Annotated in this window: 23 protein-coding genes; 5 read left to right on the top strand and 18 right to left on the bottom strand. The window is 73.2% G+C overall.

Features of this window, described 5'->3' with window-relative positions:
• Positions 1-80 precede the first annotated feature (80 nt).
• The 4 genes from ACZ514_RS26010 to ACZ514_RS25995 form a co-directional block, all read right to left on the bottom strand.
• Complete coding sequence (locus ACZ514_RS26010; protein ID WP_468167358.1) at positions 81-1,112, bottom strand: 6-phosphofructokinase; 1,032 nt, start codon at positions 1,110-1,112, stop codon at positions 81-83.
• Positions 1,113-1,268: 156 nt separating this feature from the next.
• A complete protein-coding gene (locus tag ACZ514_RS26005; protein ID WP_468167356.1) occupies positions 1,269-1,913 on the bottom strand; it encodes a response regulator in 645 nt (214 codons plus the stop codon).
• 35 nt (positions 1,914-1,948) lie between these two features.
• Positions 1,949-3,160 (bottom strand): MacS family sensor histidine kinase, encoded by a 1,212-nt coding sequence (gene macS, locus ACZ514_RS26000; protein WP_469125794.1) that lies wholly within the window; start codon positions 3,158-3,160, stop codon positions 1,949-1,951.
• A gap of 57 nt (positions 3,161-3,217) precedes the next feature.
• A complete protein-coding gene (locus tag ACZ514_RS25995) occupies positions 3,218-4,012 on the bottom strand; it encodes a lysophospholipid acyltransferase family protein (RefSeq protein ID WP_469125802.1) in 795 nt (264 codons plus the stop codon).
• Positions 4,013-4,172: 160 nt separating this feature from the next.
• On the opposite strand from ACZ514_RS25995, the gene ACZ514_RS25990 reads away from it, so the two are divergent.
• Positions 4,173-4,952 carry an alpha/beta hydrolase gene (locus tag ACZ514_RS25990; RefSeq protein ID WP_388935560.1) on the top strand — a complete coding sequence of 260 codons (780 nt, stop codon included), beginning with the start codon at positions 4,173-4,175 and terminating at the stop codon, positions 4,950-4,952.
• The gene (locus ACZ514_RS25985) at positions 4,945-5,592 is read left to right on the top strand and encodes a hypothetical protein (protein ID WP_468166836.1); all 648 of its coding nucleotides are present in this window, start codon (positions 4,945-4,947) and stop codon (positions 5,590-5,592) included. Before ACZ514_RS25990 ends, ACZ514_RS25985 begins: the two co-directional genes overlap by 8 nt.
• 461 nt (positions 5,593-6,053) lie before the next feature.
• Here the strand turns inward: ACZ514_RS25985 and ACZ514_RS25980 are convergent, their stop codons facing one another.
• Both ACZ514_RS25980 and ACZ514_RS25975 read right to left on the bottom strand, forming a co-directional pair.
• Positions 6,054-6,725: a YdcF family protein gene (locus tag ACZ514_RS25980; protein WP_468166834.1), complete on the bottom strand. Its 672-nt coding sequence runs from the start codon at positions 6,723-6,725 to the stop codon at positions 6,054-6,056.
• A complete protein-coding gene (locus tag ACZ514_RS25975) occupies positions 6,668-7,822 on the bottom strand; it encodes a helix-turn-helix domain-containing protein (RefSeq protein WP_469125793.1) in 1,155 nt (384 codons plus the stop codon). The genes ACZ514_RS25980 and ACZ514_RS25975 overlap by 58 nt, the downstream gene beginning before the upstream one ends.
• Before the next feature lie 149 nt (positions 7,823-7,971).
• Between ACZ514_RS25975 and ACZ514_RS25970 the strand changes: the two genes are divergently transcribed.
• Positions 7,972-8,136 (top strand): hypothetical protein, encoded by a 165-nt coding sequence (locus tag ACZ514_RS25970; RefSeq protein ID WP_469125792.1) that lies wholly within the window; start codon positions 7,972-7,974, stop codon positions 8,134-8,136.
• A complete protein-coding gene (locus ACZ514_RS25965; RefSeq protein WP_469125791.1) occupies positions 8,129-8,371 on the top strand; it encodes a hypothetical protein in 243 nt (80 codons plus the stop codon). The genes ACZ514_RS25970 and ACZ514_RS25965 overlap by 8 nt, the downstream gene beginning before the upstream one ends.
• Before the next feature lie 328 nt (positions 8,372-8,699).
• Here the strand turns inward: ACZ514_RS25965 and ACZ514_RS25960 are convergent, their stop codons facing one another.
• From ACZ514_RS25960 to ACZ514_RS25935, 6 genes are all read right to left on the bottom strand, one after another.
• A complete protein-coding gene (locus ACZ514_RS25960; RefSeq protein WP_468697882.1) occupies positions 8,700-9,479 on the bottom strand; it encodes an endonuclease/exonuclease/phosphatase family protein in 780 nt (259 codons plus the stop codon).
• A gap of 72 nt (positions 9,480-9,551) precedes the next feature.
• Positions 9,552-10,493, bottom strand: a complete 942-nt coding sequence (locus ACZ514_RS25955) for an ROK family glucokinase (RefSeq protein ID WP_467893321.1) — start codon at positions 10,491-10,493, stop codon at positions 9,552-9,554.
• Between the two features lie 61 nt (positions 10,494-10,554).
• Entirely contained in the window at positions 10,555-11,013 is a 459-nt protein-coding gene (locus ACZ514_RS25950; protein WP_469125790.1) for a DUF5304 domain-containing protein, read from the bottom strand.
• A 67-nt stretch (positions 11,014-11,080) separates the two neighbouring features.
• The gene (locus tag ACZ514_RS25945; RefSeq protein ID WP_469125789.1) at positions 11,081-12,238 is read right to left on the bottom strand and encodes an ArsA family ATPase; all 1,158 of its coding nucleotides are present in this window, start codon (positions 12,236-12,238) and stop codon (positions 11,081-11,083) included.
• Positions 12,239-12,512: 274 nt separating this feature from the next.
• A complete protein-coding gene (locus tag ACZ514_RS25940; RefSeq protein ID WP_467893315.1) occupies positions 12,513-12,953 on the bottom strand; it encodes an SRPBCC family protein in 441 nt (146 codons plus the stop codon).
• Between the two features lie 107 nt (positions 12,954-13,060).
• Entirely contained in the window at positions 13,061-13,843 is a 783-nt protein-coding gene (locus tag ACZ514_RS25935) for a metallophosphoesterase family protein (protein WP_468174267.1), read from the bottom strand.
• Between the two features lie 254 nt (positions 13,844-14,097).
• On the opposite strand from ACZ514_RS25935, the gene ACZ514_RS25930 reads away from it, so the two are divergent.
• Positions 14,098-15,894, top strand: coding sequence for an AMP-dependent synthetase/ligase (locus ACZ514_RS25930; RefSeq protein WP_468174269.1), 1,797 nt, complete (start codon positions 14,098-14,100; stop codon positions 15,892-15,894).
• 10 nt (positions 15,895-15,904) lie between these two features.
• On the opposite strand, the gene ACZ514_RS25925 is transcribed toward ACZ514_RS25930, so the two are convergent.
• The 6 genes from ACZ514_RS25925 to ACZ514_RS25900 form a co-directional block, all read right to left on the bottom strand.
• Complete coding sequence (locus tag ACZ514_RS25925) at positions 15,905-17,512, bottom strand: GMC oxidoreductase (protein WP_469125788.1); 1,608 nt, start codon at positions 17,510-17,512, stop codon at positions 15,905-15,907.
• Between the two features lie 189 nt (positions 17,513-17,701).
• Positions 17,702-18,844, bottom strand: coding sequence for a glycosyltransferase family 4 protein (locus tag ACZ514_RS25920; protein ID WP_468174273.1), 1,143 nt, complete (start codon positions 18,842-18,844; stop codon positions 17,702-17,704).
• A gap of 21 nt (positions 18,845-18,865) precedes the next feature.
• Complete coding sequence (locus tag ACZ514_RS25915) at positions 18,866-19,987, bottom strand: hypothetical protein (protein WP_469125787.1); 1,122 nt, start codon at positions 19,985-19,987, stop codon at positions 18,866-18,868.
• A 25-nt stretch (positions 19,988-20,012) separates the two neighbouring features.
• Entirely contained in the window at positions 20,013-21,065 is a 1,053-nt protein-coding gene (locus tag ACZ514_RS25910) for a C40 family peptidase (protein ID WP_469125786.1), read from the bottom strand.
• 234 nt (positions 21,066-21,299) lie between these two features.
• Complete coding sequence (locus ACZ514_RS25905; RefSeq protein ID WP_469125785.1) at positions 21,300-22,331, bottom strand: C40 family peptidase; 1,032 nt, start codon at positions 22,329-22,331, stop codon at positions 21,300-21,302.
• A 258-nt stretch (positions 22,332-22,589) separates the two neighbouring features.
• A complete protein-coding gene (locus ACZ514_RS25900; RefSeq protein ID WP_468697942.1) occupies positions 22,590-23,954 on the bottom strand; it encodes an NYN domain-containing protein in 1,365 nt (454 codons plus the stop codon).
• Between the last annotated feature and the right edge of the window lie 5 nt (positions 23,955-23,959).

Below are 23,959 nucleotides of genomic sequence, written 5' to 3'. Positions count from 1 at the left end.
GTCCGTCACGATACGGCCGTCCCGTGGCCCGCGCCCGCTCACTCCGCGTCGCTCCGTCCGCGCCGCTCAGTCCGCGTCGCTCAGCCGAAGAAGACCCCGACCTCCGCGTACAGCGCGGGGTCGACCGTCTTCAGCTTCGCGGTGGCCTCCGCGATCGGCACCCGGACGATGTCCGTCCCCTTCAGCGCGACCATCTTGCCGAAGTCCCCGTCGCGCACCGCGTCGATCGCGTGCAGACCGAAGCGGGTGGCCAGCCAGCGGTCGAAGGCGCTCGGGGTGCCGCCGCGCTGGATGTGCCCGAGGACCGTCGTACGGGCCTCCTTGCCGGTGCGCGCCTCGATCTCCTTGGCCAGCCACTCGCCGACGCCCGACAGCCGGACGTGTCCGAAGGAGTCCCGGGAGACGGAGTCCTTGAGGACCAGGTCCCCGTCCTTGGGCATGGCCCCCTCCGCGACCACGACGATCGGCGCGTAGCTCGCACCGAAGCGGGAGGTCACCCAGGCGCAGACCTGGTCCACGTCGAAGCGCTGTTCGGGGATGAGGATGACGTTGGCGCCGCCCGCCAGCCCCGAGTGCAGGGCGATCCAGCCGGCGTGCCGTCCCATGACCTCGACGACCAGGACCCGCATGTGGGACTCGGCCGTGGTGTGCAGCCGGTCGATGGCCTCGGTGGCGATGCCGACGGCGGTGTCGAAGCCGAAGGTGTAGTCGGTGGCCGAGAGGTCGTTGTCGATGGTCTTCGGTACGCCCACGCAGGGGACGCCGTACTCCTCGTAGAGCCGGGCGGCCACGCCGAGGGTGTCCTCGCCGCCGATCGCGACGAGCGCGTCGACCTCGAACTTGGCGAGGTTCTCCTTGATGGCGCGGACGCCGTTCTCCGTCTTGAACGGGTTGGTGCGCGAGGAGCCGAGGATGGTGCCGCCCCGGGGCAGGATGCCCCGGACGGCGGGGATGTCCAGCGGGACGGTGTCCCCCTCGACCGGCCCCCGCCAGCCGTCCTTGAAGCCGACGAACCCGTATCCGTACTCCTGCGTGCCCTTGCGGACGACGCCCCTGATCACCGCGTTCAGTCCGGGGCAGTCTCCGCCGCCGGTGAGCACTCCGACCTTCATGGAATCTCCCTTCGCCATGACGGTCACGCTAATGGTGACGCGCGTCACAGCAAGGGCCGCGGACGGGTCAATTCCGGCGCGGTCAAGGGATGTTGCGCCCATGCCGTTCACTCGTACGAGGAGCCGGAGTGGAAGTAAGTACGACGTACGAACGGGTTACGCGTCGTCGAGCCCGCGCTCTATGGCGTACCGGACGAGCTCCACCCGGTTGTGCAGCTGGAGCTTGCCCAGGGTGTTCTGCACGTGGTTCTGGACCGTGCGGTGGGAGATGACCAGCCGCTCCGCGATCTGCTTGTACGAGAGCCCCTTGGCCACCAGCCGCAGCACCTCGGTCTCCCGGTCGGTCAGCTGCGGGGCCTTCGGCTCGTCCGGGGCGGCCGGCGCCGGGTCGCTGGCCAGGCGCCGGTACTCGCCGAGGACGAGACCGGCCAGGCCCGGGGTGAACACCGGGTCACCGGCCGCAGTGCGGCGGACCGCGTCGATCAGCTCCTGGGCGCCGGCCGACTTCAGCAGGTAGCCGGTCGCCCCCGACTTCACGGCCTCCAGGACGTCGGCGTGCTCACCGCTGGCCGACAGGACCAGCACCCGCAGCGTGGGATCGGCGCCGACCAGTTCCTTGCAGACCTGCACCCCGGGCATGCCCGGCAGGTTGAGGTCCAGGACCAGCACCATCGGGGACGCCGCGCGGGCGCGGCGTACCGCCTCCGGCCCGTCGCCGGCCGTGGCGACGACGTCGAAGCCCGCCGCGGCCAGGTCGCGGGCCACCGCGTCCCGCCACATCGGGTGGTCGTCGACGACCATCACCTTGATGTCCTGGAGCTCGCCGCGGTCCTCGTTCACTGGGTCCTCCCCCTCGGTACTTTCAGTTCCACTTCGGTGCCCTGTCCGGGGACGGACACCAGCTCGGCGCTGCCGCCGAGGTCGCGCAGGCGTCCGCGGATGGACAGGGCCACGCCCAGGCGCCCCTCGCCCTCCGCCTGGTCGAGCCGGCCGGCCGGGATGCCCGGGCCGTCGTCCCGTACGGTCACGATCACCTCGTCGCCCCAGTCCTCGACGAGGATCCAGGCGCTGGCCGCTTCCCCGGCGTGCTTGCGCACGTTGTCGAGGGCCGCGCCGACCGCGGCCGCCAGCTCCCGCGCGGCGGGTGCCGGCAGCGGCACCGGGGTCCCCGGCTCGGCGAAGCTCACCCGGGACCCGGCGTGCGGGGCGAGCAGGGAGCGCAGGTCCAGCTCGGCCCCGTCCGTGCCGGGCTCCTCCACCTCGTACGTGTCCACGAGCGCGCCGAGCGACCCGTCGCGCGAGACCCGGGACGGCTGGACCAGCCCGCTGGAGACCAGCGTGCGCAGCGCCACCTCCTGCTCGCCCGCCATCCGGCCCAGCTCGGCGGCTTCCCCGCCCAGCTCGCTGCCGCGCCGCTGGACCATCGCGAGGACCTGGAGGACCCCGTCGTGGATGTCGCGGGCGAGGCGCTCGCGCTCGCGGGTCGCGGCCTCGATCTCCAGGGCCCGGGCGAGGGTGGCCTCACTGGCCCGGGCCACCTCGACGACGTACCCGATGGCGATGGAGGCGACCCAGACCAGCAGCACGTTGTGCAGGGTGTCCCGGGTGGGGTCGCCGCCGTGGATGACGAGGTTGGCGGCGGCCACGAAGGTCGAGGCGAAGCCGGCCCAGCGCCAGCCGCCCTTGAGGGCGAAGGCCAGCACCGAGCCGGCGGTCCAGATGCTGGGCAGGGTGGGGCCGCCCGCCGTGATCCGCGCGTGGGTGTCGGCGAGCGGGGTGAGCAGGATGCCGGTCAGCGCGACGGCGAGGTCGGAGACGAGGAAGCCCCTGGTGCAGCTGGCCGCGTTCGCGACCCGGCGGTGGGTGGCCAGCGTCCAGACGGCGAGGCAGGCGAGGTAGCCGGCCGCCACCGCCGGCTGGTCGAACTTCCGGTACGCGGCCGCGAACAGCAGGGCCGCGTAGACCATGGTGAGCAGCCGGTACGCGGTCAGGGCCCGCCACAGCGGCTGCTCGACCGACATCCGTACGACGCGCTCGCGCCTCGCCATCTCCCCCACCCGCCCCGTTCCCGCGGGCGCGGCCTTCCGGCCGGCCCGCCGCGCGCGCTACTCCGCGCCCGTCTCTCCCTTGGCCTTCTCGGCCTTCTCTGCCAGCTCGGCGAGCTTTGCCTTTTCCGCCTTCTCGGCGAGCTCCGCCTTCTCCGCCTTCTCGGCCGCCTTGGCGGCCTTCTCGGCGTCCGCGATCTGCCGCTTGGCGGCCGTCGCGTAGATGTCGACGTACTCCTGGCCGGAGAGCTTCATGATCTCGTACATGACCTCGTCGGTCACCGAGCGCAGGATGAAGCGGTCCCCGTCCATGCCCTGGTAGCGGCTGAAGTCCAGCGGCTTGCCGATCCGGATGCCCGGGCGCATCAGTTTCGGGACCACCTTGCCGGGGGGCTGGATCTTCTCGGTGTCGATCATCGCGACCGGGATCACCGGGGCGCCCGTGGCGAGGGCCACCCGGGCCAGTCCGCCGGGCTTGCCGCGGTAGAGGCGGCCGTCGGGTGAACGCGTGCCCTCGGGGTAAATACCGAACAGCTCCCCGCGCTCGATGACCTCGATGCCGCTCTTGATGGCGGCCTCGCCCGCGCCGCGCGCGCCGGAGCGGTCCACCGGGAGCTGGCCGACGCCCTTGAAGAAGGCGGCCGTCAGTTTGCCCTTGACCCCGGGGGAGGTGAAGTACTCCGCCTTCGCGATGAAGGTCACCTTCCGGTCCAGCACGGCCGGCAGGAAGAAGGAGTCGGAGAAGGACAGGTGATTGCTCGCGAGGATCGCCGGCCCCTCGGCGGGGATGTTCTCGAGGCCCTCCACCCACGGCCTGAAGGCGAGCTTCAGGGAACCCCCGATGGAGAACTTCATTGCGCCGTAGATCAACTCGAAAGCCTTCCTGTGTCTGTCGAACAGACCTTATCGCCTGGCTCCGCGCGGAGCGCCCGACGGCCCTGGTCGGTGTCACCCCGGTCGCGTACGGTGAAGTCACACAGCGCAACGCACCCCCCACCCTTCGAAGGAGACCCTGGTGCCCGTCCTCCCTGGAGCAGAGCCGTTCCGCCACGAGGGCGGAGAAGTGGGCGTGCTTCTCTGTCACGGCTTCACCGGTTCGCCTCAGTCGCTCCGCCCGTGGGCCGAGTACCTGGCCGAGCGCGGGCTGACCGTCTCGCTGCCGCTGCTGCCCGGGCACGGGACGCGGTGGCAGGACATGCAGCTCACCGGCTGGCAGGACTGGTACGCGGAGGTCGACCGGGCCCTGCGCGAGCTGCTGGACCGGTGCGAGCAGGTCTTCGTCTTCGGGCTCTCGATGGGCGGTGCGCTGACGCTGCGGCTGGCGGCGCGGCACGGGGACGCGATCAGCGGCATCGTCCTCGTCAACCCCGCCAACAAGGTGCACGACCCGCTGGCCTTCGCCCTTCCGGTGGCCAAGCACTTCGTCCGGTCGACGGCGGGGATCGCCAGCGACATCGCGAAGCCCGGCTCCGTGGAGGTCGGCTACGAGCGGGTGCCGACCCGGGCCGCGCACTCCCTGCGGAAGTTCTTCCAGCTGGTGGACACCGAGCTGCCGCAGGTGACGCAGCCCGTACTGCTGCTGCACAGCCCCCAGGACCACGTGGTCCCGCCGGTGGACTCGGCGCGGATCCTGGCGCGGGTGTCGTCGACCGACGTGACCGAGACCCTGCTGGAACAGAGCTACCACGTGGCGACGTTGGACCATGACGCGGAGCGGATCTTCGCGGACAGCTACGCGTTCATCGGGCGGCTCGCGAAGAGTGTCGGCAGGGAGGGGGCGGCCAGCGGTGGCTGAGCACGAGGAGTCGTCCGGGGGCGTGCCCCCGCTGGACGAGGAAGCGGCGTGGGCCGCGATCGTCGCGGGGTACGGGCAGGAACCACCGGACCCGCCCGGGGCGAGACCGTTCCGGCCGATCGAGAACCTGATGCTGCCGGAGGAAGACGTGAAGCCCGAGCCCGCGGTGTCCGACACGGGGCGGGGCGGGGAGCGCGAGGCGGAGCGGGAGGCCGAGCGGGAGGCCGAGCGGGGTGCGGATCCGGAGCGGGATGCGGAGGCCGGGCGGAAGCCGGAACCGGGGCCGAAGCCGGAGCTGGGCAGCTCGGTGACCTTCGCCCCGGGCGTGGGCGTACCCCTGCCGGCCCCGGCGTCGGGCCCGCGCGACCACACCCCGGCCGAGCCCCCCGACGAGGGGCACTTCGTCCCGCCGGAACCGGAGCTGCCGCCGGCGGACACGACGGCGAAGTTCGCGTGGCTGGCGGTGGTCGGCGGCCCGGTGCTGCTGTTGCTGGCGGTACTGCTCCAGTGGGACATGACCTGGTGGCTGACGACCCTCGGCATCGGCGGCTTCCTGGGCGGCTTCGCCACCCTGGTCGCCCGCATGTCGCAGGGCGACGAGGACGATGACGACGACCCGGGACGGGGCGCGGTGGTGTAGGGGCGGTAGCCCCTGGGGCCGTGTCAGGGCTGGTTCGGGGGTTTCCCGTCAGTCCCATCGTCCTTCCGTGTCGGGCCGGTCCCTCAAGGGCGCTCCTTCGTCGCGTCGCTACGCGATGGCCTTCGGCCACCCTTGACAGACCAGCCCGCCCCGGAAAGACAAGGACTGCCGAGAACCCCCCGAAGAAACGGGACGGTCCAGAGGAGAAGGGGCGGGCGTCTCAGCGAGAGGCGGGGTGGGCGGGCGTCGGCCCGCGGGTACCCGGGCCCCTCAGAGACCCCCGGCGGGCCCTCCGGGCGCGTCAGACCGCTACGCGCTCCTCCCGGCTTGGCGTCCGGCCGCCGTCCGGGGCTGATACCTGCACGAAATGTCGAACAGGACCCCATTCGGGACCGGTGGGCGCGTCAGATCGCTACGCGCGCCTCGTTTCTCGGCGGCTGACGGGCGTTTGGGGCTGGCCCTCAGGAGTCGAGGAGGCACCTGGTGAAGCCGTCGCGGACGAGGGCCTCGTAGGCGGCATGTACGTCATGCGGTACCTCCTGGGCGATGGCGAAGCCCTGTTTCGGGTACTCGATCACGCGCTGCAGGTCGCCGACGATCATGCTGATCACGGATTCCTCGTCGCCCATCCCCTTGAGGTAGGCGTCGAAGGACAGCGGGTCGGAAGCGCAGACCACTTCGATGTCAGGCCACTGTTCACGGCAGGTGGCGAAGGCGCGTCGCTCCATGTACGGCATGCTGATCAGCAGCACGGATCGGGGACGGACACCGGCGGTTGTCAGCACCTCGCGGGCGAACGCGATGTTCTGGCCGGTGTTGGCGGCCTTCGGCTCCAGCAGCATCGCGTGGGCGGGTACTCCGAGCGCGAGGGCGTGTTCGTGGAAGTGCACGGCTTCGCCACGCGGGAACACCTTGCTGGTGGCCGCACTGTTGCCGCCGGTGAACACGAGGGTCGGGAAGAGCCCGGCCTTGTACAGGTCTGCGGCGTAGGTGCTGACGCCAAGGTCGTTGCAGCCCAGAGCGATGGCCGCATCGCACGGGCGCAGTTCGTGACGCATGTGGTGGTAGTCCCAGATCAGCTGGGCGGCCTGCCTCTGATCTCCCGTGACTTCCTGCGGTCGTCCGTCTGCCACTCGCTGCTCCCTGCTCGGTGGTGCAGGGGTTTGAAGGCTCCCTCGCACGTCCGCCTGATGGCTTCGATGCTACGTAGTTGATGTCCGAGGTCGGACTGTGCGGCGATCCGCGCGGCTTCGTCGAGAAGGCGGAGCCCCTCGTCACGGGTGGCGGGATCGGTGCGAAAGACGTGGGCTTGAGCGGTGGTGAGCTGCACCCGTTGCATCGGGGACCCCACGGTGCCCGTGCTACAGGCGACGTCCAGGAACCGGAGCGCAGCGGTGAGGGCTCCGGCGTCGCGGCGGGCGAGGGCTAGTTTCTGGTGTGCCACCGACCAGTCTTCGGGTTCGGCGAGGTTCTCGAAGTCGCGGGTGGCGGCTGTCATGACGCGCGTCGCGTAGTCGTGCTCACCGTCCTTGCTGAGCGCGGTTCCCACCCACAAGCGGGCACGGGCGCGGTCGCGGGGAGAAAGCCGGTCGTCGACAGCCAGGCTTTCGTAGGCGCGAGCAGCGGTCTCCAGCTTGCCCGACATCTCCATGACGACCGCGAGGGAAAGGTCGAGCTGGGCCACACGGCGGGGGACGCCGAGGTCCGTGAAGACGGCGCGCGCACTGGCATAAGCGTGCTGGGCGGAAAGCAGCCCGACGGGGGTTCCCCGGTACCGCTTGAGGTCGCCGAGCAAGGCCGTCGAGCGGGCGAACAGGTACAGGCCCCTCTCGTCCAGCTCAGGGCCCTTGAAAGGGATCAGCCATCTGCTGAGCAGGCAATCGGCGAGCGCGAAACTCTGCTGTGAGAGCGCCACCACGACCCGGTCCAGGTCATCGGTCCAGGATTCGTGATCCCAGGCCGGCGGCACTTCCCGGCTTGTGCTGGAGCCTCCGGCCTCGGACAGGAACATCTCGAACCGCAGATGCGCGGCAGCGTCCGCACGGGCCAGAGCGGTGTCGAGGATCGCCTGGGTGTCCGGGCGGGGCTCGGTTGACGTCCGCAGCTTCTCCCATTTGGAGACGGTCCGCACTCCGACTCCAAGGTGATCGGCGAAAGCGCGGACGCTCAGCCGCAGCGCGTGCCGGAGTGCCCTGGCCTCCAGGCCGGTCCAGTGGTGCACGGTCGCCACGTGCCGCTCCCTTCTCACCCTCATCGAACCACGCGGGGCACCGGTGGGGGACGCAAGTACAGCGGAAGTGCAACAAGCGGTCATTCCCGCGCGCTTGGGACGGCTCCAGGCTGATGGATGACACCACTGGCCTCTGGAGGAGTCGACCAATGATCGACCGCATCACGCACAGCTGCGTCTGCGAGGTACTCATGACCGCCCACGCGCCCGAGAGGGTGGCCGCCACGTCTGCACCCAGCACCGACCTGCTCGACCGGGCTCAGGCCGGCTGGGAACGCTTCCTCAGTACCTTCGAGGCGGCGTCCGATGAGTGACTGCTACGCGTACGTGCCGCACCGTCTGCTCCGTCGCCGGGTACGCGACATCGCTTCCGGAGTCGAAGGGGAGCTGATGGCCGTGATCAACGAGAACGTCTCCGGCTCCCTCACCTACGAGCGCTGGATGGAACTGGCTTACATCCGGGGTGCGTCCGGGCGCGAATTCACCACCGCCGTCGAGAACGTCGTACCCGCCTACGGCCAGCCCCGGAGGGACCCGAGGAACGGGTAGCGGTCTGGTGCGCTTCACCGCTTCCCGCAGCGGTGTTGCGGGTATCGGCCCCGGACGGGCGTCGGACGCTGAGCCGGGAGGAGCGCGGAGCGGGCTGATGCGTCCGGGGGCTGCGCAGGTGGCTCTGGTCAACCTCTCGTGCGGGTGGCCGCAATCGCGGATCGCGCGGCCCGGATGCCCGGACCCTCGTCTCGTCCCTGATACGGGGGTCCCTTGCCCTGGGACCGTGCCGTTCTTTCGGGGGGTTCCCGGCAGTCCTCGTCATTCCGAACCGGAAGGACGAGGGGACTGACGGGAAACCCCCGAACCAGCCCTGAACCCGGCCCCCTCAGTCCCCCGCTGGGAGCCGGAGCGTGGCCAGGACCGGGAGGTGGTCGGTGGCCGCGCGGAGGTCGGGGGCGGTCACGCCCGGGAGTCCCTCCGGGACACCGCAGGCGAGGACCTCCACGCCCCGCGACGCGAACACCGCGTCGATCCGCCGGTCCGGTGCCGACGACGGGAAGGTGTCCTCGCCGCCCCACGGGGACACCGTCCAGCAGTCCTGAAGGGCCTGCGACAGCCGGCCGAAGGCGGAACCGCCCGCCGCCTCGTTCACGTCGGCAGCCGCGATCACGTGCGGCGCCCCCAGCCCGGCGAGCCGCTCCAGGAGGAGGTCGGCCTGGGCGCGCCGTTCCGCCGGGTCCAGGGACAGGTGCGCGCTGACCACCCCCGCCCGGGCCGCCCCGAAGCGGACCACGGCCGTGGCGAAGCCCCGCCGGTGCAGGCCGGGGGTGCGCGGGAGCAGGACGTCCTCGGTGCGCTCCACGAACGCCCGCAGCGAGCACAGCAGCAGCGGCCCCGCCGCCGTCGCGCCCCCGGCGAGCACCACGAGGTCGGTCTTGGCGGCCAGTCTGGCCGCGTGCTTGCGCCAGCGGAAGAACCTCGGCGCCTCCTGGATGAACACGAGGTCGGGGGCGCAGGCCCGGATGACCCTGGCCAGGGCCTCCTCGTCGTCGCGCAGCGAGCGGACGTTGTAGCTGAGCGCCCGGATCACGGCTGAACCGTCGGGCTCGGTCACGGACTTCGGCAGCGCGTGCGGCGCGTGCTGACTGTGCGGCGTGTACGGCATGGGAGGCAACATACGCAGCTGCCCGCCGCTCCCCCAGGGGGCGCGGCGGGCAGTCATGGCCGGGGCGGGGGGTCAGCCCTGGCGGGCCAGGTCCGCCGCGCCCACGAGCCCGGCCTTGCCGCCGAGCTGCGCGGCCAGCACCTGCGCGTGCGGCCGCCAGGCGCCGCCGACCAGCCAGCGCTTGAAGGACTTGCGGATCGGGTCGAGGACGAGGTCGCCCTCGTCGGAGACGCCGCCGCCGACGATGAACGCCGACGGGTCGAAGAGGGAGGCCAGGTCGGCGAGGCCCGCGCCGGCCCAGCGGGCCAGCTCGCGGAAGGCGTCGATGGCCACGAGGTCACCGGCCCGCGCGGCTTCGCTGATGTGCTTGCCCTCGATGCCGTCGGCGGTGCCGTCGCCCAGGCCGAGGAGGATCGCCGCGTTCTCGGGGGTGGCGTTGGCGCGCTGCTTCGCGTACCGGACGAGGGCGCGCCCGGAGGCGTACTGCTCCCAGCAGCCCTGGCTGCCGCAGCCGCACAGCAGGCCGTCGGGGACGACCCGGATGTGCCCGAATTCGGCGGCGACGCCGAAGCGGCCGCGGCGCAGCTTGTTGCCGATGATGATGCCGCCGCCGAGGCCCGTGCCGAGGGTGATGCAGATGACGTCCTCGTGGCCCTGGCCGGCGCCGAAGCGGTACTCGCCCCAGGCGGCGCAGTTCGCGTCGTTCTCGACGACGACCGGCAGGCCGATGCGCTGCTCGACCTTGTCCTTGAGCGGTTCGTGCCGCCAGTTGATGTTCGGCGCGAAGAGCACGGTGGCGCGCTTGTCGTCCACGTATCCGGCGGCGCCGATGCCGACGGCGTCGATCGTGTGGTTGCTGCTGACCTCGGAGACGGCGGCGCAGATCGCCTCCGTCACGCCGTCCGCGGTCGGCGGGGTGGGCACCTTGTACGTCTCAAGGATGGTGCCCTCTTCGTCGACCACGCCGGCCGCGATCTTCGTGCCGCCGATGTCGACGCCGATGGTGAGTCCCATTAGTCCCTCGGTTTCCGGTCAAGCCCCGCCACCGCCAACCGTACCCGAGGCGGGCGGAGGATCAGTCGAGATCGATCCGCTCGGCCGGGCCCGCTCCGGGGCCTTCCTCGTCCCCGCCGGAGGGCTTGCGGGGGGTGGGCGGCTCGGCGGGCTCGTCGCGGGTCCAGCGCCGCTCGTGGCCCTCGACGGCCGAACGGTAGGCGGCGAGGAGTTCGGATCCGGCCGCCGCGAGGTGGCCGAACACCTCCGGGTTCCGCTCGATCACGGGCTTGGCGGCCGTCTTGGCCTGGTTGACGATCTGCCGTACGGCGTCCTGGGCGGCGGCGCCGACGAGCGGGTTGTTGAGGGAGGACACCTTGTCGGCGACGGCCTCGAAGAGCTTGAACAGCTCCTCGGCGGCCGTTCCCGTGCCCGTGCCGCCGCCCTGCTGTGAGCTGCGGCGCTGCTTCTCGGCGGCGAGGTCCTCCTCGCAGGCCCGCGCCCAGGCGTCGTCGGTGGGGTGGTCGGTGGCCTCGCTCATGGCGGACTCTCCTGGCGGCAGCTGCGGTAGGTCTGCCTTCGACGTTACCCGAACGGCGGTACGGGGCTCAGCGCGCCTTCGGCCACAGCCGCGGGTCCGGGGTGAAGCGAACGCGGAGGGCGTCGTCGGCGAGGGCCGCGCCGGAGACGGTGCAGCGGCGCAGGGCCGGGGGCAGCGGAACGATCCTGCGGTGCGGGCCGACGGCGACGAGCAGCTCGTCACCGCGCCTGACCAGGTCGAGCTCGCTCTTGCGGGCGCCGGGCAGCGGGATCGCCCAGACGAGCACCCCGTCGTCGGCCAGCCGGTCCTCGACGCTCCAGCCGGGGCCGGGCGCGGGGCCGGCGGCGCCGGGGGCGATTCCCCGGGCGGCGGCGAGCACCTCCAGGTCGCCGGTGCCCCGGGGGTCCCGGCCGAGGTGGGGCAGCTCGTGGACGGGCAGGACGCGGCCCCACTCGGTGAGGAAGGCCCGCTGCTGGGCGGCGATCCCCGCCGCCCAGGGGCCGGCCGCGGCGGCGCCCGGCGGCACGAGCCGGTTGGCCACCAGGGCCTCCACGCGCAGCTCGTGCAGGGCCAGCCCGAGCGTCCCGCCGCGCAGGGCGGTGCCGGCCGCGGGGCCGGGCTCGGCGACCAGGCGGACCCGGGTGGTGGCGGCCTCGACGACGGCCTGGACGGCGGCCAGCTCCTCGTCCCAGCGCGCGGCGGTCTCGTACAGCCACTGGGCCGGCATCGGGACCCCGGCGAGCTGGGCCAGTACGGGGCGCAGGGCGCGGGCCGCCTGGCGTTCGGCGGGCAGCAGCCGGGCGAGGTAGCGGCGCAGCTGGGCGGGGAGGGCGAGGGTGGCCACGGCCTGGTGCAGCGGGGGCATGTCCACGACGACGAGGTCGGTGCCGGGTTCGGCGGCGGCCCGGCGCAGGGCGCGGAGCAGGGCGAACTGTTCGGCGCCGGGCAGCTCGGTCAGCTCCTCGGCGCCGAGGGGGCGGCCGCCGAGCATGCCGAGGAGGGCGGCGCCGCGTTCCTGGAGCGCGGCGAGTTCGGTGCGGAACTCCGCGCCGGAGTCGATCCGGGCGGTCCGCAGCCGTGGATCGGGGCTCCCCTCCGCGAGGGGGGCGTCGGTGCCGCACAGCAGCAGCACCCGCTGCCCGTCCCGCGCGGCGGCCAGGGCGGTGGCGGCGGCGACGGTGCTGCGGCCGGCTCCGCCGGGGCCGGTGACGAGGAGGGTCTGCATGGCTGTGCCTTTCGTTCTGCCTTCCGGCGCGGCGCCGGTTGCGGGCGCGCCGCTCTCCGCGCCCGCCGTCGCCGCGCGGGGCGGCCCGTAGCCGCCGGCGCGGCCGTACGGGAACCCGTGGCCCGGGGCCCCACGCAGGCCCCGGGCGGACCGGTGCGTCCGGGCAGGGCCGCGTACCGCGCCGCGCGGGGCGCGGGGCGTGCGGGCGGACGGGCCGCGCCCGGGCCACGGGCGCGCCCGTCAGGGAGGCAGGCGCGTCAGGAGGCCGGGCCCGTCACGACCGGGCTTCGACGCGCTTCTTCAGCCCCGCCAGCGCGCGGTCGATGATGACCTTCTCCGCCTTGCGCTTGATCATGCCCAGCATCGGGATCTTGACGTCCACCGTCAGCTGGTAGGTGACCTCCGTGCGGCCGCCGTCCAGCGGGGCCAGCCGGTAGGAGCCGTCGAGCTGCCGCAGCATCTGGGACTTGTCCAGCGTCCAGCTGACCTCGTCCGCGCCCTTCCAGGTGTACGCCAGCGTGTGGTCGTCCTTGATCGCGCCGGCGTCCAGCAGGAGGCGGACCTTCTCGGCGCGGCCCTCGGCGTCGGTGGCGAGGACCTCGGCCTCCTTCACCTCGCCGGTCCACTCGGGGTAGCGGGCGAAGTCGGCGATCACGGCCATCACGTCGGCGGGGGAGGCGTCGATCGTGATGCTTGAGCTGGTGTGTTCCGCCATCGCGGTGGCTCCTCCGGGTTGGGGGCACCTCCCAGCGGTAGCTGGGGGAATTTCGAGGAAGTGTGCGGCCCGCGGCCGCCGCGTGCAGGCTACCGTGCGTGTGGGGGTCACCACTCCAGGGCCCAGGGCCTTCCCGTGGCGGCGAAGTGCCCCACGTTCACGCACTCGGTGGCGCCGATCCGGGCCCGCCGCGCCAGCGGCTGGTGGACGTGCCCGAAGAGCGCGTACCGGGGCCGCGTCCGGCGGATCGCGGCGAGCAGGGCCTCGCTCCCCCGCTCGAAGCGGCGCGCGACGGTGTCGTAGCAGAGCTCGGGGACCTCCGGCGGGATGTGCGAGCAGAGCACGTCCACCTCTCCCAGGGCCTCCACCTTGGCCGCGTACTCCTCCTCGTCGACCTCGTACGGCGTGCGCATCGGCGACGGCAGGCCGCCGCCGACGAAGCCGAAGACGCGGCCGCCGATCTCCACCCGCTCCCCGTCGAGGACGGTGGTGCCGGGGCCGGCGTACTCGGGCCACAGGCCGGGCACGTCGACGTTGCCGTACGTGGCGTACGTCGGGCTGGGGAGCACCGCGAACATCTCGGCGTACTGGCGGCGCACGGCTTCCTCGATCAGCCGTTCCCTGTCGAGCCCGTCCCACAGCCGGCGGCCGAATTCGCGCGCTTCGGCGAAGCGCCGCGCCGTGCGCAGTTCGACGATGCGATGGGCGTTCTCGACGCCGAACAGATCGGGGAGGATGCCGCGCGAGTGGTCGGCGTAGTCGAGGAAGAGCACCAGGTCGCCCAGGCAGACGAGCGCGTCGGCGCCGTCTCCGGCCCGTGCCAGTGCCTCGGTGTTGCCGTGTACGTCGCTGACGACGTGGACCCTCGTTCGACTCTTCCCGCCACCCATGCCGCCCACCCTAGGGGGGCCCGGCGCGGGCGGGTAGAGCGGCGGTCGCAGGCGGCCGGACCTGCGGTTACTTCCTAGTCGCGCACACGGTCGACTACGCTCGGCAGCATATTGGCGGGTCTTGCGGCGCATCGGGATGTACAGAATGTGACGCACGGAACATCTGGCCGGTTCCCTCTATCGGGAACCCACTACCGGTGGGTAACGTCCGGTCGGTCCACACGGTGGCGATGGCGCCCAGAGGAGCAGCAGTCTTGCGCGAGTTCAGCCTTCCGGCCCTGTACGAGGTCCCGTCGGACGGGAACCTGACGGATCTCGTCCGCCGCAACGCCGCCCAGCATCCCGACACCGCCGTCATCGCCCGCAAGGTCGACGGCCGGTGGCAGGACGTGACGGCGAGGGAGTTCCTCGCCGAGGTGCGGGCCACCGCGAAGGGCCTGATGGCGGCCGGCATCGAGCCCGGCGACCGGGTCGCCCTGATCTCCCGCACGCGCTACGAGTGGGTGCTGTTCGACTTCGCGATCTGGACCGCCGGCGGCGTGACCGTCCCCGTGTACGAGACCAGCTCGCCCGAGCAGATCCAGTGGATCCTCGGCGACTCCGGCGCCGTCGCGGCCATCGTCGAGAGCCCGGGCCACAGCGCGAACGTGGCCTCCCTGCGCGACCGGCTGCCCGAGCTGCGCCAGGTCTGGGAGATCGAGGAGGACGCCCAGGGCGTCCTGACGGCGGCCGGCGCGAAGGTCACCGACGCCGAGGTGGACGCGCGCAGCGCCCTCGCGGTCGCCGACGACCCCGCCACCATCGTCTACACCTCGGGCACCACCGGCCGCCCCAAGGGCTGCGTGCTGACCCACCGCAACTTCTTCGCCGAGTGCGGCAACGTCGTGGAGCGGCTGAAGCCGCTCTTCCGCACCGGCGAGTGCTCCGTGCTGCTGTTCCTCCCGGCCGCGCACGTCTTCGGCCGCCTGGTGGAGGTGGCGGCGGTGCTGGCGCCGATCCGGCTGGGCTGCGTACCGGACATCAAGAACCTCACCGACGAGCTGCAGTCCTTCCGCCCCACGCTGATCCTCGGCGTGCCGCGCGTCTTCGAGAAGGTCTACAACTCGGCGCGCGCCAAGGCGCAGGCCGACGGCAAGGGCAAGATCTTCGACGCGGCCGCCGAGACGGCGATCGCGTACAGCCGCGCGCTGGACACCCCCTCGGGCCCGTCCTTCGGCCTGAAGCTCAAGCACAAGCTGTTCTCCAAGCTCGTCTACTCCAAGCTGCACACCGTCCTCGGCGGGCGCGGCGAGTACGCCATCTCCGGCGGCGCGCCGCTCGGCGAGCGCCTCGGCCACTTCTTCCGCGGCATCGGCTTCACGGTCCTGGAGGGCTACGGCCTGACGGAGACCTGCGCAGCCACCGCCTTCCTCCCGTGGGACAAGCAGAAGATCGGTACGGTCGGCCAGCCGCTGCCCGGTTCGGTGCTGCGCATCGCGGACGACGGCGAGGTGCTGGTGCACGGCGAGCACGTCTTCAAGGAGTACTGGAAGAACGAGGCGGCCACCGCCGAGGCGATGACCGACGGCTGGTTCCACACCGGCGACGTCGGCACCCTCGACGAGGACGGCTACCTCCGGATCACCGGCCGCAAGAAGGAGCTGATCGTCACGGCGGGGGGCAAGAACGTCGCCCCCGCGGTGATCGAGGACCGGATCCGGGCGCACGCGCTGGTCGCGGAGTGCATGGTGGTCGGTGACGCGCGCCCGTTCGTGGCGGCGCTGGTCACGATCGACGAGGAGTTCCTCGGCCGGTGGGCCGCGGAGAACGGCAAGCCGTCCGGGGTGACGGCGGCGGAGCTGCGCGAGGACGCGGAGCTCATCGCCGCCGTCCAGAAGGCCGTCGACGACGGCAACGCGGCGGTGTCCAAGGCCGAATCGGTGCGGAAGTTCCGCATCCTGGGCTCCCAGTTCACCGAGGAGTCCGGTCACATCACGCCGTCGCTGAAGCTCAAGCGCAACGTGGTGGCGAAGGACTTCGCGGACGAGATCGAGGCCCTCTACCGGGGCTGACCGGGGGCGTTCAGTCCTGGGCGAGGATCCGGTCCATGTTCCGCTCGGCGAGGGCCGTGATCGTCACGAACGGGTTCACGCCGAGCGAGCCGGGGACGAGCGAGCCGTCGAGCACGTACAGGCCCCGGTACCCCTTCACCCGCCCGTAGGCGTCGGTGGCCTCGCCGAGGACGCAGCCGCCGAGCGGGTGGTAGGTGAAGCCGTCGGCGAAGGCCTTGTTCTCGCCGAAGAGGTCGTAGCGGTAGACGGTGACGTTGCGGCGGTTGATCCGGTCGAAGAGGTTCTTGGCCGCCGCGACCGCCGGGGCGTTCTGGTCCCGGGTCCAGTGCAGCCGCGCCGAGTCGCTCGCGGCGTCGTAGGTGAAGCGGCCGCGCTCCGGGTTCCTGGTGATGGCCAGGTACATCGAGATCCAGTGCTCGATGCCCATGGGGAGCGGGGCGATCTCCGCGAAGACGGGGTTGGCCGGGTTGTCCCAGTCGTCGATGCCCAGGGCGGGCATGGTGGCCTGGTGGCAGCCGACCGTGTCCCAGAGGTGGTTGGCGCGGGCGGTCATGACGTTGCCGTTGGGGCCCCAGCCGAGCCCGACCTTCTCGCTCAGCTCGGGCAGCGCGCCGGTCTCGCGGGCGCGCAGCAGGATCTCGGTGGTGCCGAGGCTGCCGGCCCCGAGGAAGAGCCGCGCGCAGCCCAGTTCGCGGACCTGGGTGACCCGGCCGCCGAGGTCGCTGGTGTGCACCGTCAGGACGTAGCCGCCGGCCGGGTCCCGGCGTACGGCGACCACGCGCTGCATGGTCTCGATGGTGACGTTGCCGGTGCCGACGGCGGCGGCCAGGTAGGTCTTGTCGACGCTCTTCTTGCCGTGGTTGTTGCCGTAGATGACCTCCCCCGCGAGGGCGGAGCGGGGGGCGGTGCCGGCGGCCTCGCGCTTCATGTACGCGAAGTCGTAGACGTTGGGCACGAAGGTGGTCCTCAGCCCGGTGTTGTGGGCGTGCTTCCGGGAGGTCCGGGCGAAGCGGTACCACTCCGTGGACTCGAACCAGGCGGGGTCGATGTCGTTGACGCCGAGCATGGCGCGGGCGCGGGGGTAGTAGGTGCCGTACATCTCGTCGGCGTCCACCCCGGGGAACACCTCGGTGAAGTAGGAGCGCCTGGGGGTGGGGGCCATACCGCCGTTGACGAGCGAGCCGCCGCCCACACCGCGGCCCACGTAGACGGACATGTCCCCGTGGTGCACGCGGTCCAGGACCCCGGGGTAGGGGCTGATGTCGCGGTTGACCACGTCGAGCCAGAGGAACTGGGCGAGCGGGGCCTCGGTGCGGTGGCGGAACCACATCGAGCGGTGGTCGGGCGCGGTGGTGGAGGGGAAGACCTTGCCGTCGGGTCCGGGGGTGTCCCACAGCCGTCCCATTTCGAGGACGACGGTCCGGACGCCGGCCTGTCCGAGGCGCAGCGCGGCGACGGCGGACCCGTAGCCGGAGCCGACGACGACGGCGGGGGCGTACTGGGCGGCGGGGGGTTCAGCCGCCCGCGCGGCGCCGGTTCCGATCCGGGTGATGCCGAGGGCGGCGGCGGTGCGGAGGGCGGCGAGGCCGAGTTGACGGCGCGTCAGGTGGGGGGTCATGGCCGCATCATGAGCGGATTCCGCCCCACCGGCCATAACGCGCACTGCCACGCATGTGAGTAACAGTCAGACATGTGTGGACCGTAACCAGGTGCCGCTCCCGGGCGCCGGATTCGCGGGACTCCGCCCGCGGACGGCCCCGCCTGAGCGACAATGCCCCGCCTCGGGCGAGGCCCCCCGCCCGTGGCCCTACAGCAGTTCCCGCAGGCCTTCCGCCAGGTGGTCCCAGCGCCAGCGGGACTCGACCCAGGCCCGGCCGGCCGCTCCCATGCGGGCGCGCAGTTCCGGGTCCTGGAGCAGGGTCACGATGCGGTCCGCGGCGTCGTCGGGGGCGCCGCCCCGGACCACCCAGCCGGTCTCCCCGTCCAGCACCGCGTCGGGCGCCCCGCCCGAATCGCCCGCGACCACCGGCAGGCCCGTCGCCGAGGCCTCCAGGTACACGATGCCGAGCCCCTCGACGTCCAGCCCGCCCCGCCGGGTCCGGCACGGCATCGCGAAGACGTCGCCCGCGCCGTAGTGGGCGGGCAGTTCCGACCAGGGGACGGCGCCCGTGAAGACCACCGAGTCGGCGACCCCCGTCGCGGCGGCCAGCGCGCGCAGGTCCGCCTCGTACGGTCCGCCGCCCACGATCAGCAGCACCGCGTCCGGCACCGCCGCCAGGATCCGCGGCATCGCCTCGATCAGGGTGTCCTGCCCCTTGCGCGGGACGAGCCGCGAGACGCACACGACGACCGGGCGGTCCGACAGGCCCAGCCCGGCCCTGACCCGGGCGCCGCCCGACCCGGGGTGGAAGACCTTCTCGTCCACACCCGGGGGGAGCTGCACCATCCGGGCCGCCGCCCGCCGCGTCACCGCCGGGGCGATGCGCGAGCGCGTGTACTCGCCGAGGTAGGTCAGCGTGTCCGTGCCCTCCCCGATCCGCCGCAGCAGCTGCCGCGCGGCCGGCAGCTGCGCCCAGCCGGCCTCGTGGCCGTGGGTGGTGGCGACGATCCGCCGCGCTCCCGCCCGCCGCAGCGCCGGGCCCATCAGCCCGAGCGGTGCCGCGGCCCCGAACCACACCGACTCGCAGCCGTGTTCGCGCAGCAGGGAAACCGCCCGGCGGGTCACGCGGGGCGTCGGCAGCAGCATCGTCGTCCGGTCGCGCACCACCGGGAAGGGCTGTTCCGCATCGAAGGCGGCGGTGGCCTCGCGGCCCTCCTCGCCGTGCTTCCAGGTGGACGCGTAGACGACGACCCGGTCGGGGTCCAGCCGCAGCGCCATGTTGTGCAGGAAGGCCTGGATGCCGCCCGGGCGCGGCGGGAAGTCGTTGGTCACGATCAGCGTCTTGTGCATCCCCGCCAACGTACCGGACGGCTACCGCAGCTCCTGCCGCAGTGCCTCCTGCCAGGCGGCCGTCAGCCCGGGCAGGTCCGCCCCCAGGGCTTCCTCCAGCGCGGCCGGCAGCGGTCCGCGTCCCGCCAGCTCGTAGAGGCGTACCAGCGCCGCCCCGCCCCACCGGTCGGCGACGAGCCGGCAGGCCAGCCAGGCGCCCCCGTACGCCCGGGCCGCCGCCTGCGGGTCGCCGCCGAAGGCGAAGTCCCCGTCGGCCGGGAGCGCGGCCGGCAGTTCGCCCCGCCGCACGGCGCGGGCCAGCTCGGGCGCGCCCTCCGCCGGGGTGGTGGGGGTGCCCCGGTACGCGGCCCAGTCCGCGAAGCCCTCGGACAGCCACTGCGGGGTCCGCGCCGAGGTCGCGGCGCGGGTCGCGACGTGGGTGACCTCGTGGGTGAGGACGATCCGCCGCCCGGCCTCGGAAAGCCCCTCGTACCCCTCCGGGTTGACCACGACCCGGTCGGCGGGGGCAGGACCGCCCCCGGTGCTGCCGGTGGTGACGGCGCCCAGGCCCCGGTAGGTCGCGGCGGGCCGCCCGAGCAGCGCGGCCATCGCCTCCAGCGTGCCGGGGGCCAGGACCACCACCCGCCGCGCCCACGGCCCCGGCCAGGCGGCGTTCACCGCCGGTACGGCCCGGTCGGCCTCGGCCGCGAGGCCGGACAGCGCCCGCCGGCTCGGGCCGGCGCCGAGGACCAGACAGTGCGCGCCGCGTACGGCGGTCACCGCGCCCAGGTCCCACAGCTGCGCCACCGCTCCGGGGGCGGGCCGGTCGGCGGTGACCCGCCAGGCGGTGCCGTCCCGGGTCAGCTCGACCTCGCGGGCAGAACCGGTGGGGGCGCTGTCGTAGCCGGCGAGCCGGTAGCGCAGCCCGGCGCGCGCGAAGGCCCGTGCGCCGTCCCGCCGGACCGAGGTCACCTCGTACGACCAGCCCTCCAGGGGGATCCCGGCGAGCCGTGCGGGCGGGGCCGCCGACCAGTCGGCGACGGCCCGCCGCACGGCCCCGTCCACGGGTCGGGGCGGCGCCGGGTCGGCGCAGCCGGCCGCCGGGAGCGGGCCCAGCGCGAGCGCGAGGAGGCGTACGGCGGTGCGGCGGCGGACCGGGGTCATCCGCCGATCGTACGCACGGCCCGGCTCAGGGCCGGGTCACCGAGGACACCGGCATCATCCCGACCGGGTCGTAGCGCACCCGCGCGCCCGGGTAGGGGGCGTGCACCACCTGGCCGTTGCCGACGTACATGCCGACGTGGCTGGCGTCCGAGCGGTACGTCACCAGGTCCCCGGGCTGCGCCTGCGAGAGCGGGACCTGCCGCCCGGCGTACCGCTGGGCCTGTGAGGTGCGCGGCAGGGAGACCCCGGCCTGGCGGTAGGACCACACCATCAGACCGGAGCAGTCGAAGCCGGAGGGGCCGGTGGAGCCCCACACGTACGGCCGGCCGACGGCCGCCCGGGCGGCCATCACGGCGGTCATCGCGCGGCCGGAGACCCGGCCGCCGCCGAAGGGCGGTTCCGGCGGGCCGTCGACCCGGTCGCGGCCCCCGGAGCGGGAGGCCCGTTCGAAGTCGGCCCGCTCCTCGGAGGGCATGGCGTTCAGCAGCCGGCGCGCGGCGGCGAGCTTCGCCGTGACGGAGCGCTTCTGGGTGGCCACCTCGGTGCGCAGGGCTTCCAGTTCGGCGAGCTTGCGGCCGGCTTCCTGGCGCTGCTGGGCGATCCGCCGCTGCTCCTCGCGGAGTTCGCCGAGCTGCTCGGCCCGGCGGCCGCTGAGCCGGTCGAGGACGGCGGCCTTGTCGAGGTAGGCGCGGGGGTCGTCGGACAGCATGAGTTCGACGGTGGGGTCGAGGCCGCCGGAGCGGTACTGGGCGCCGGCGAAGGCGCCGAGGACCCCGCGCATGGTGTTGATGCGGTCCTGGCCGCGGGCGACGGCGTCCTGGGCCCGGCTGATCTCGGCGCGCAGCGCGTCGGCCTTCTCACCGGCCTCGTTGTACCGCTCGGTGGCCTGTTCGGCCTCTTCGAAGAGCCGGTCGACCTGGGCGCGGGTGCCGCCGGGAGGTTCCTGGGGGAGCCCCGGGGAGGCGAGCGCGGGTGCGCCCGTCATGGCCACGGCGGCGCTGGCCGCGGCGGCGGTGAAGGCGGTGACCTTGGTGTTCCGGTCGAGGCCGCTGAGCCCGGGCCGGCGATGGGACGCCACGTGGAACCGCTCCCTTCCGCTGCGCGGGCCCCGGGTCCGCCCCCCGTGGACGGACGTGTACCGGGTTCCGCGCTGGCAGACAGTAGCCGCGCGGCCACGCACCGGCCAACGGCCGCGGCCGGGGCCCCGGGGCGGTGTCCCGCCTCAGACGCAGGTCATGGGCGGGGAGCGGGGCGGGAGGGGGGCCGCGCAATTCGCCCGGATGGGCGGTGCGGCGGCGTCCGCCGGGCGGGATCAGACCCGGACGCCGAACTGGAACGGCATGTTGTCCATGGACTCGTACTTGACCCCGCCGCGCGGGTTGGAGGCGTGCAGGGTCATGTTGTTGCCGGCGTACAGGCCGACGTGGTGCAGGTCGTCGTAGAAGAAGACCAGGTCACCGGGCTGGAGCTGGCTGCGGCTGATGCGCGTGCCGTCGTTGGCCTGGGTGTAGGTGGTGCGGCTGATGCTGACGCCGGCCTGGGCGTAGGCCCACTGCGTCAACCCCGAGCAGTCGTAGGCGCTGGGGCCGGTGGCGCCCATGATGTACGCGCTGCCCACCTTGGTCTTCGCGGCGGCCAGGGCGGCTCCGGCGCGGCCCGAGGCGCTCGCGGCGGGGGCGGTCTTCTCGGCGGCGGCCCGTCCGGCCGTGCTCTGCCGCGCTTCCTCGTCCTTGAGCCGGGCGCGTTCCTGCGCGGTGAGCGTGTTGAGGAGGGCCTGGGCCTCGGCGAGTCTGTCCTGGGCGGCCTTCTTCTGCTCGGCGAGTGCCTTGCGGGTGGCGTCGAGGTCGGCGAGTTTGCCGGTGGCCTCCTGGCGCTGCTGCGCGAGGGCGCGCTGCTTGGCCTGGATCCTGGCTATCGCCTCGAGCTGCTTGCCGCTCAGCTGCTGGAGGGTGGCGGCCTTGTCGAGGTAGGTCTCCGGGTCACCGGAGAGCAGGAGCGCGACGGACGGGTCGACGACCCCGCCGCGGTACTGGGCGGCGGCCAGCGAACCGAGCGTGTTGCGCAGGTCGTTGAGTTCGCCCTGGTCACGGGCGACGGCGTCCTGGAGCTGCGCGATCTCCTTCTCCAGCTTCTGCTGGTGCTCGCGGGCCCCGTTGAACTTCTCGGTGGCCCGCTCGGCCTCCTCGTAGAGCGCGTCGACCTTCGACGCGACCTCGTCCTTGCCGGGCTTGTCGGGGGCGGCCACGGCGGACTGTGAGGAGAGGGCGACCGCCGCGGCGGCGGTGGCGGTGAGCACGGTCACGCGCGTGCGGGTGGGCTGCTTGGGTCGGCGGTGGGACGCCACGGGGGCGGGCTCCTTCTTCCTCGGGCCGCCGAAGACGGACGCGGGCGCACTCGGCAGCACCTCCGTCCTCACTCGAATGAGTGAGCTACCGCACGAAGGTTTGAGCAGACCCTAGTGACCGGCCCTGATCACTTCAAACCCCCTGCCGAAAAAACCCGTGGCCGTTCCGCTTCCTTTACCCGGGGCCCACACTGCGTGCCGAGGGGCTGACGGACCGTCTTCCGTTTCCGCCGCCGATCCCGGCATTGGCCCCAGCGGTCACGAAACGCGCGAAAGCCGCTTGAGCAGCAATGCGGACGTCACCGGCCGGGCGCCCGCCTTGGCCACCCCGTCGGCGACCTCGCGGTCGGTGGAGACCACCACCACCGGCCGGCCGGGCGGTTCGGCCCGCACCAGCTGGCGGATCAACTCGTCAGCGGTGACACCGGCCTTGGAGAACAGCACGCGCACCCCGCGCGGGGGTGCGAGCAGCACCGGGGCCGCGAGCTCCGCGCCGTCGAAGACACACGTCATCTCGGCGCCCGTCTGCGCGGCCAGCATGGACAGCCCGCCCAGCAGCCGCAGTCGCTGCTTCTCCAGCGGCATCGTCGGATAGCCGGTCTTCGTCACGTTGTAGCCGTCGACCACCAGATGCGCCTGAGGCAGCGCCAACAGCTGGTCCAGCAGGGCGGGATCGGTCTCCGACAGCGCGCGCGCCGCGATGTCCTTCGGGGTCATCCGGCCCGGCTCCACCGCGTCCACGGTGTCGGCCGGCCGTGTGGAGACGGGCGGCAGCGCCAGCTCCCGCCGCAGGCCCGCCGCCGCGTCCAGGACCGTGTCCAGGAGCAGCCGCAGCCGCATGTCCTCGATGCTGCGCCCCTCACGGGTGGCGCGGCGCGAGGTCTCCAGGGAGGACTCCACCTCGGCGAGGCGGGACTTGAGGCGCCGGGACTCGCTCTCGGCGGCGGCCACCTGCGCGGCGGCCTCACCGCGGATCGCGTCGATCTCGCCGTTCAGCTTGCGCAGGGCGGCCTCGCCCCGTTTGACGTCGCTCAAGGCGCTGCGCAGCTTGCGCTGAAGCGATTCCGCTTCCTTGCGGGCGGCCTCCAGCTCGGCCCGTACCTGCTCGCCCCCGGAGCGCTGGGCCTCCTTCAGGTGGGCCAGCTCCTCGCGCAGCCGCTCCAGCTCCCGCCGGGTCTCGTCGCCGACCCGCTCGGCGTCGGCGCGCTGCGCCTCCTCCCCCGCGGAGGCCACCAGCTTGACCCAGCCGGCCGGGCGCAGCACGTACGCCGCGGCCGCCACGTCCAGCGGGTCCGCGGCGGCGGGCGGGGCCCCGGACTCCAGGGCCGCGGTCAGCTCCGGCTGTGCCTCGCGCAGCTTCTCCGCGATCCGGCTGCGGAAGACCCCGTCGCTCTCCACGGCGGCGGCCATGGCGTTGCCCGCGAACTTGGCGCGCCGGGTCGGGGTGAACCGGGCGTACTGGCGCAGCTGCGCCGGAAGGTCCGCGACCGTCAGGGCGCCGAAGGCGTCCGAGACGATCGTGACGACCCGGCGCCGCACGCCTTCCGGCAGCGGGCGGTCGAGGACCTCCGCGGCGTCGCCGGCCGCGTCGGCCGGCGTCGCGCCGCTTGCTGGCTCCACAATCCGTC

The organism is Streptomyces sp. NPDC034086, assembly GCF_055575515.1.
The sequence above is the reverse complement of the archived record's forward strand: the minus strand, read 5'-3'. Positions and strand labels throughout refer to the sequence as shown.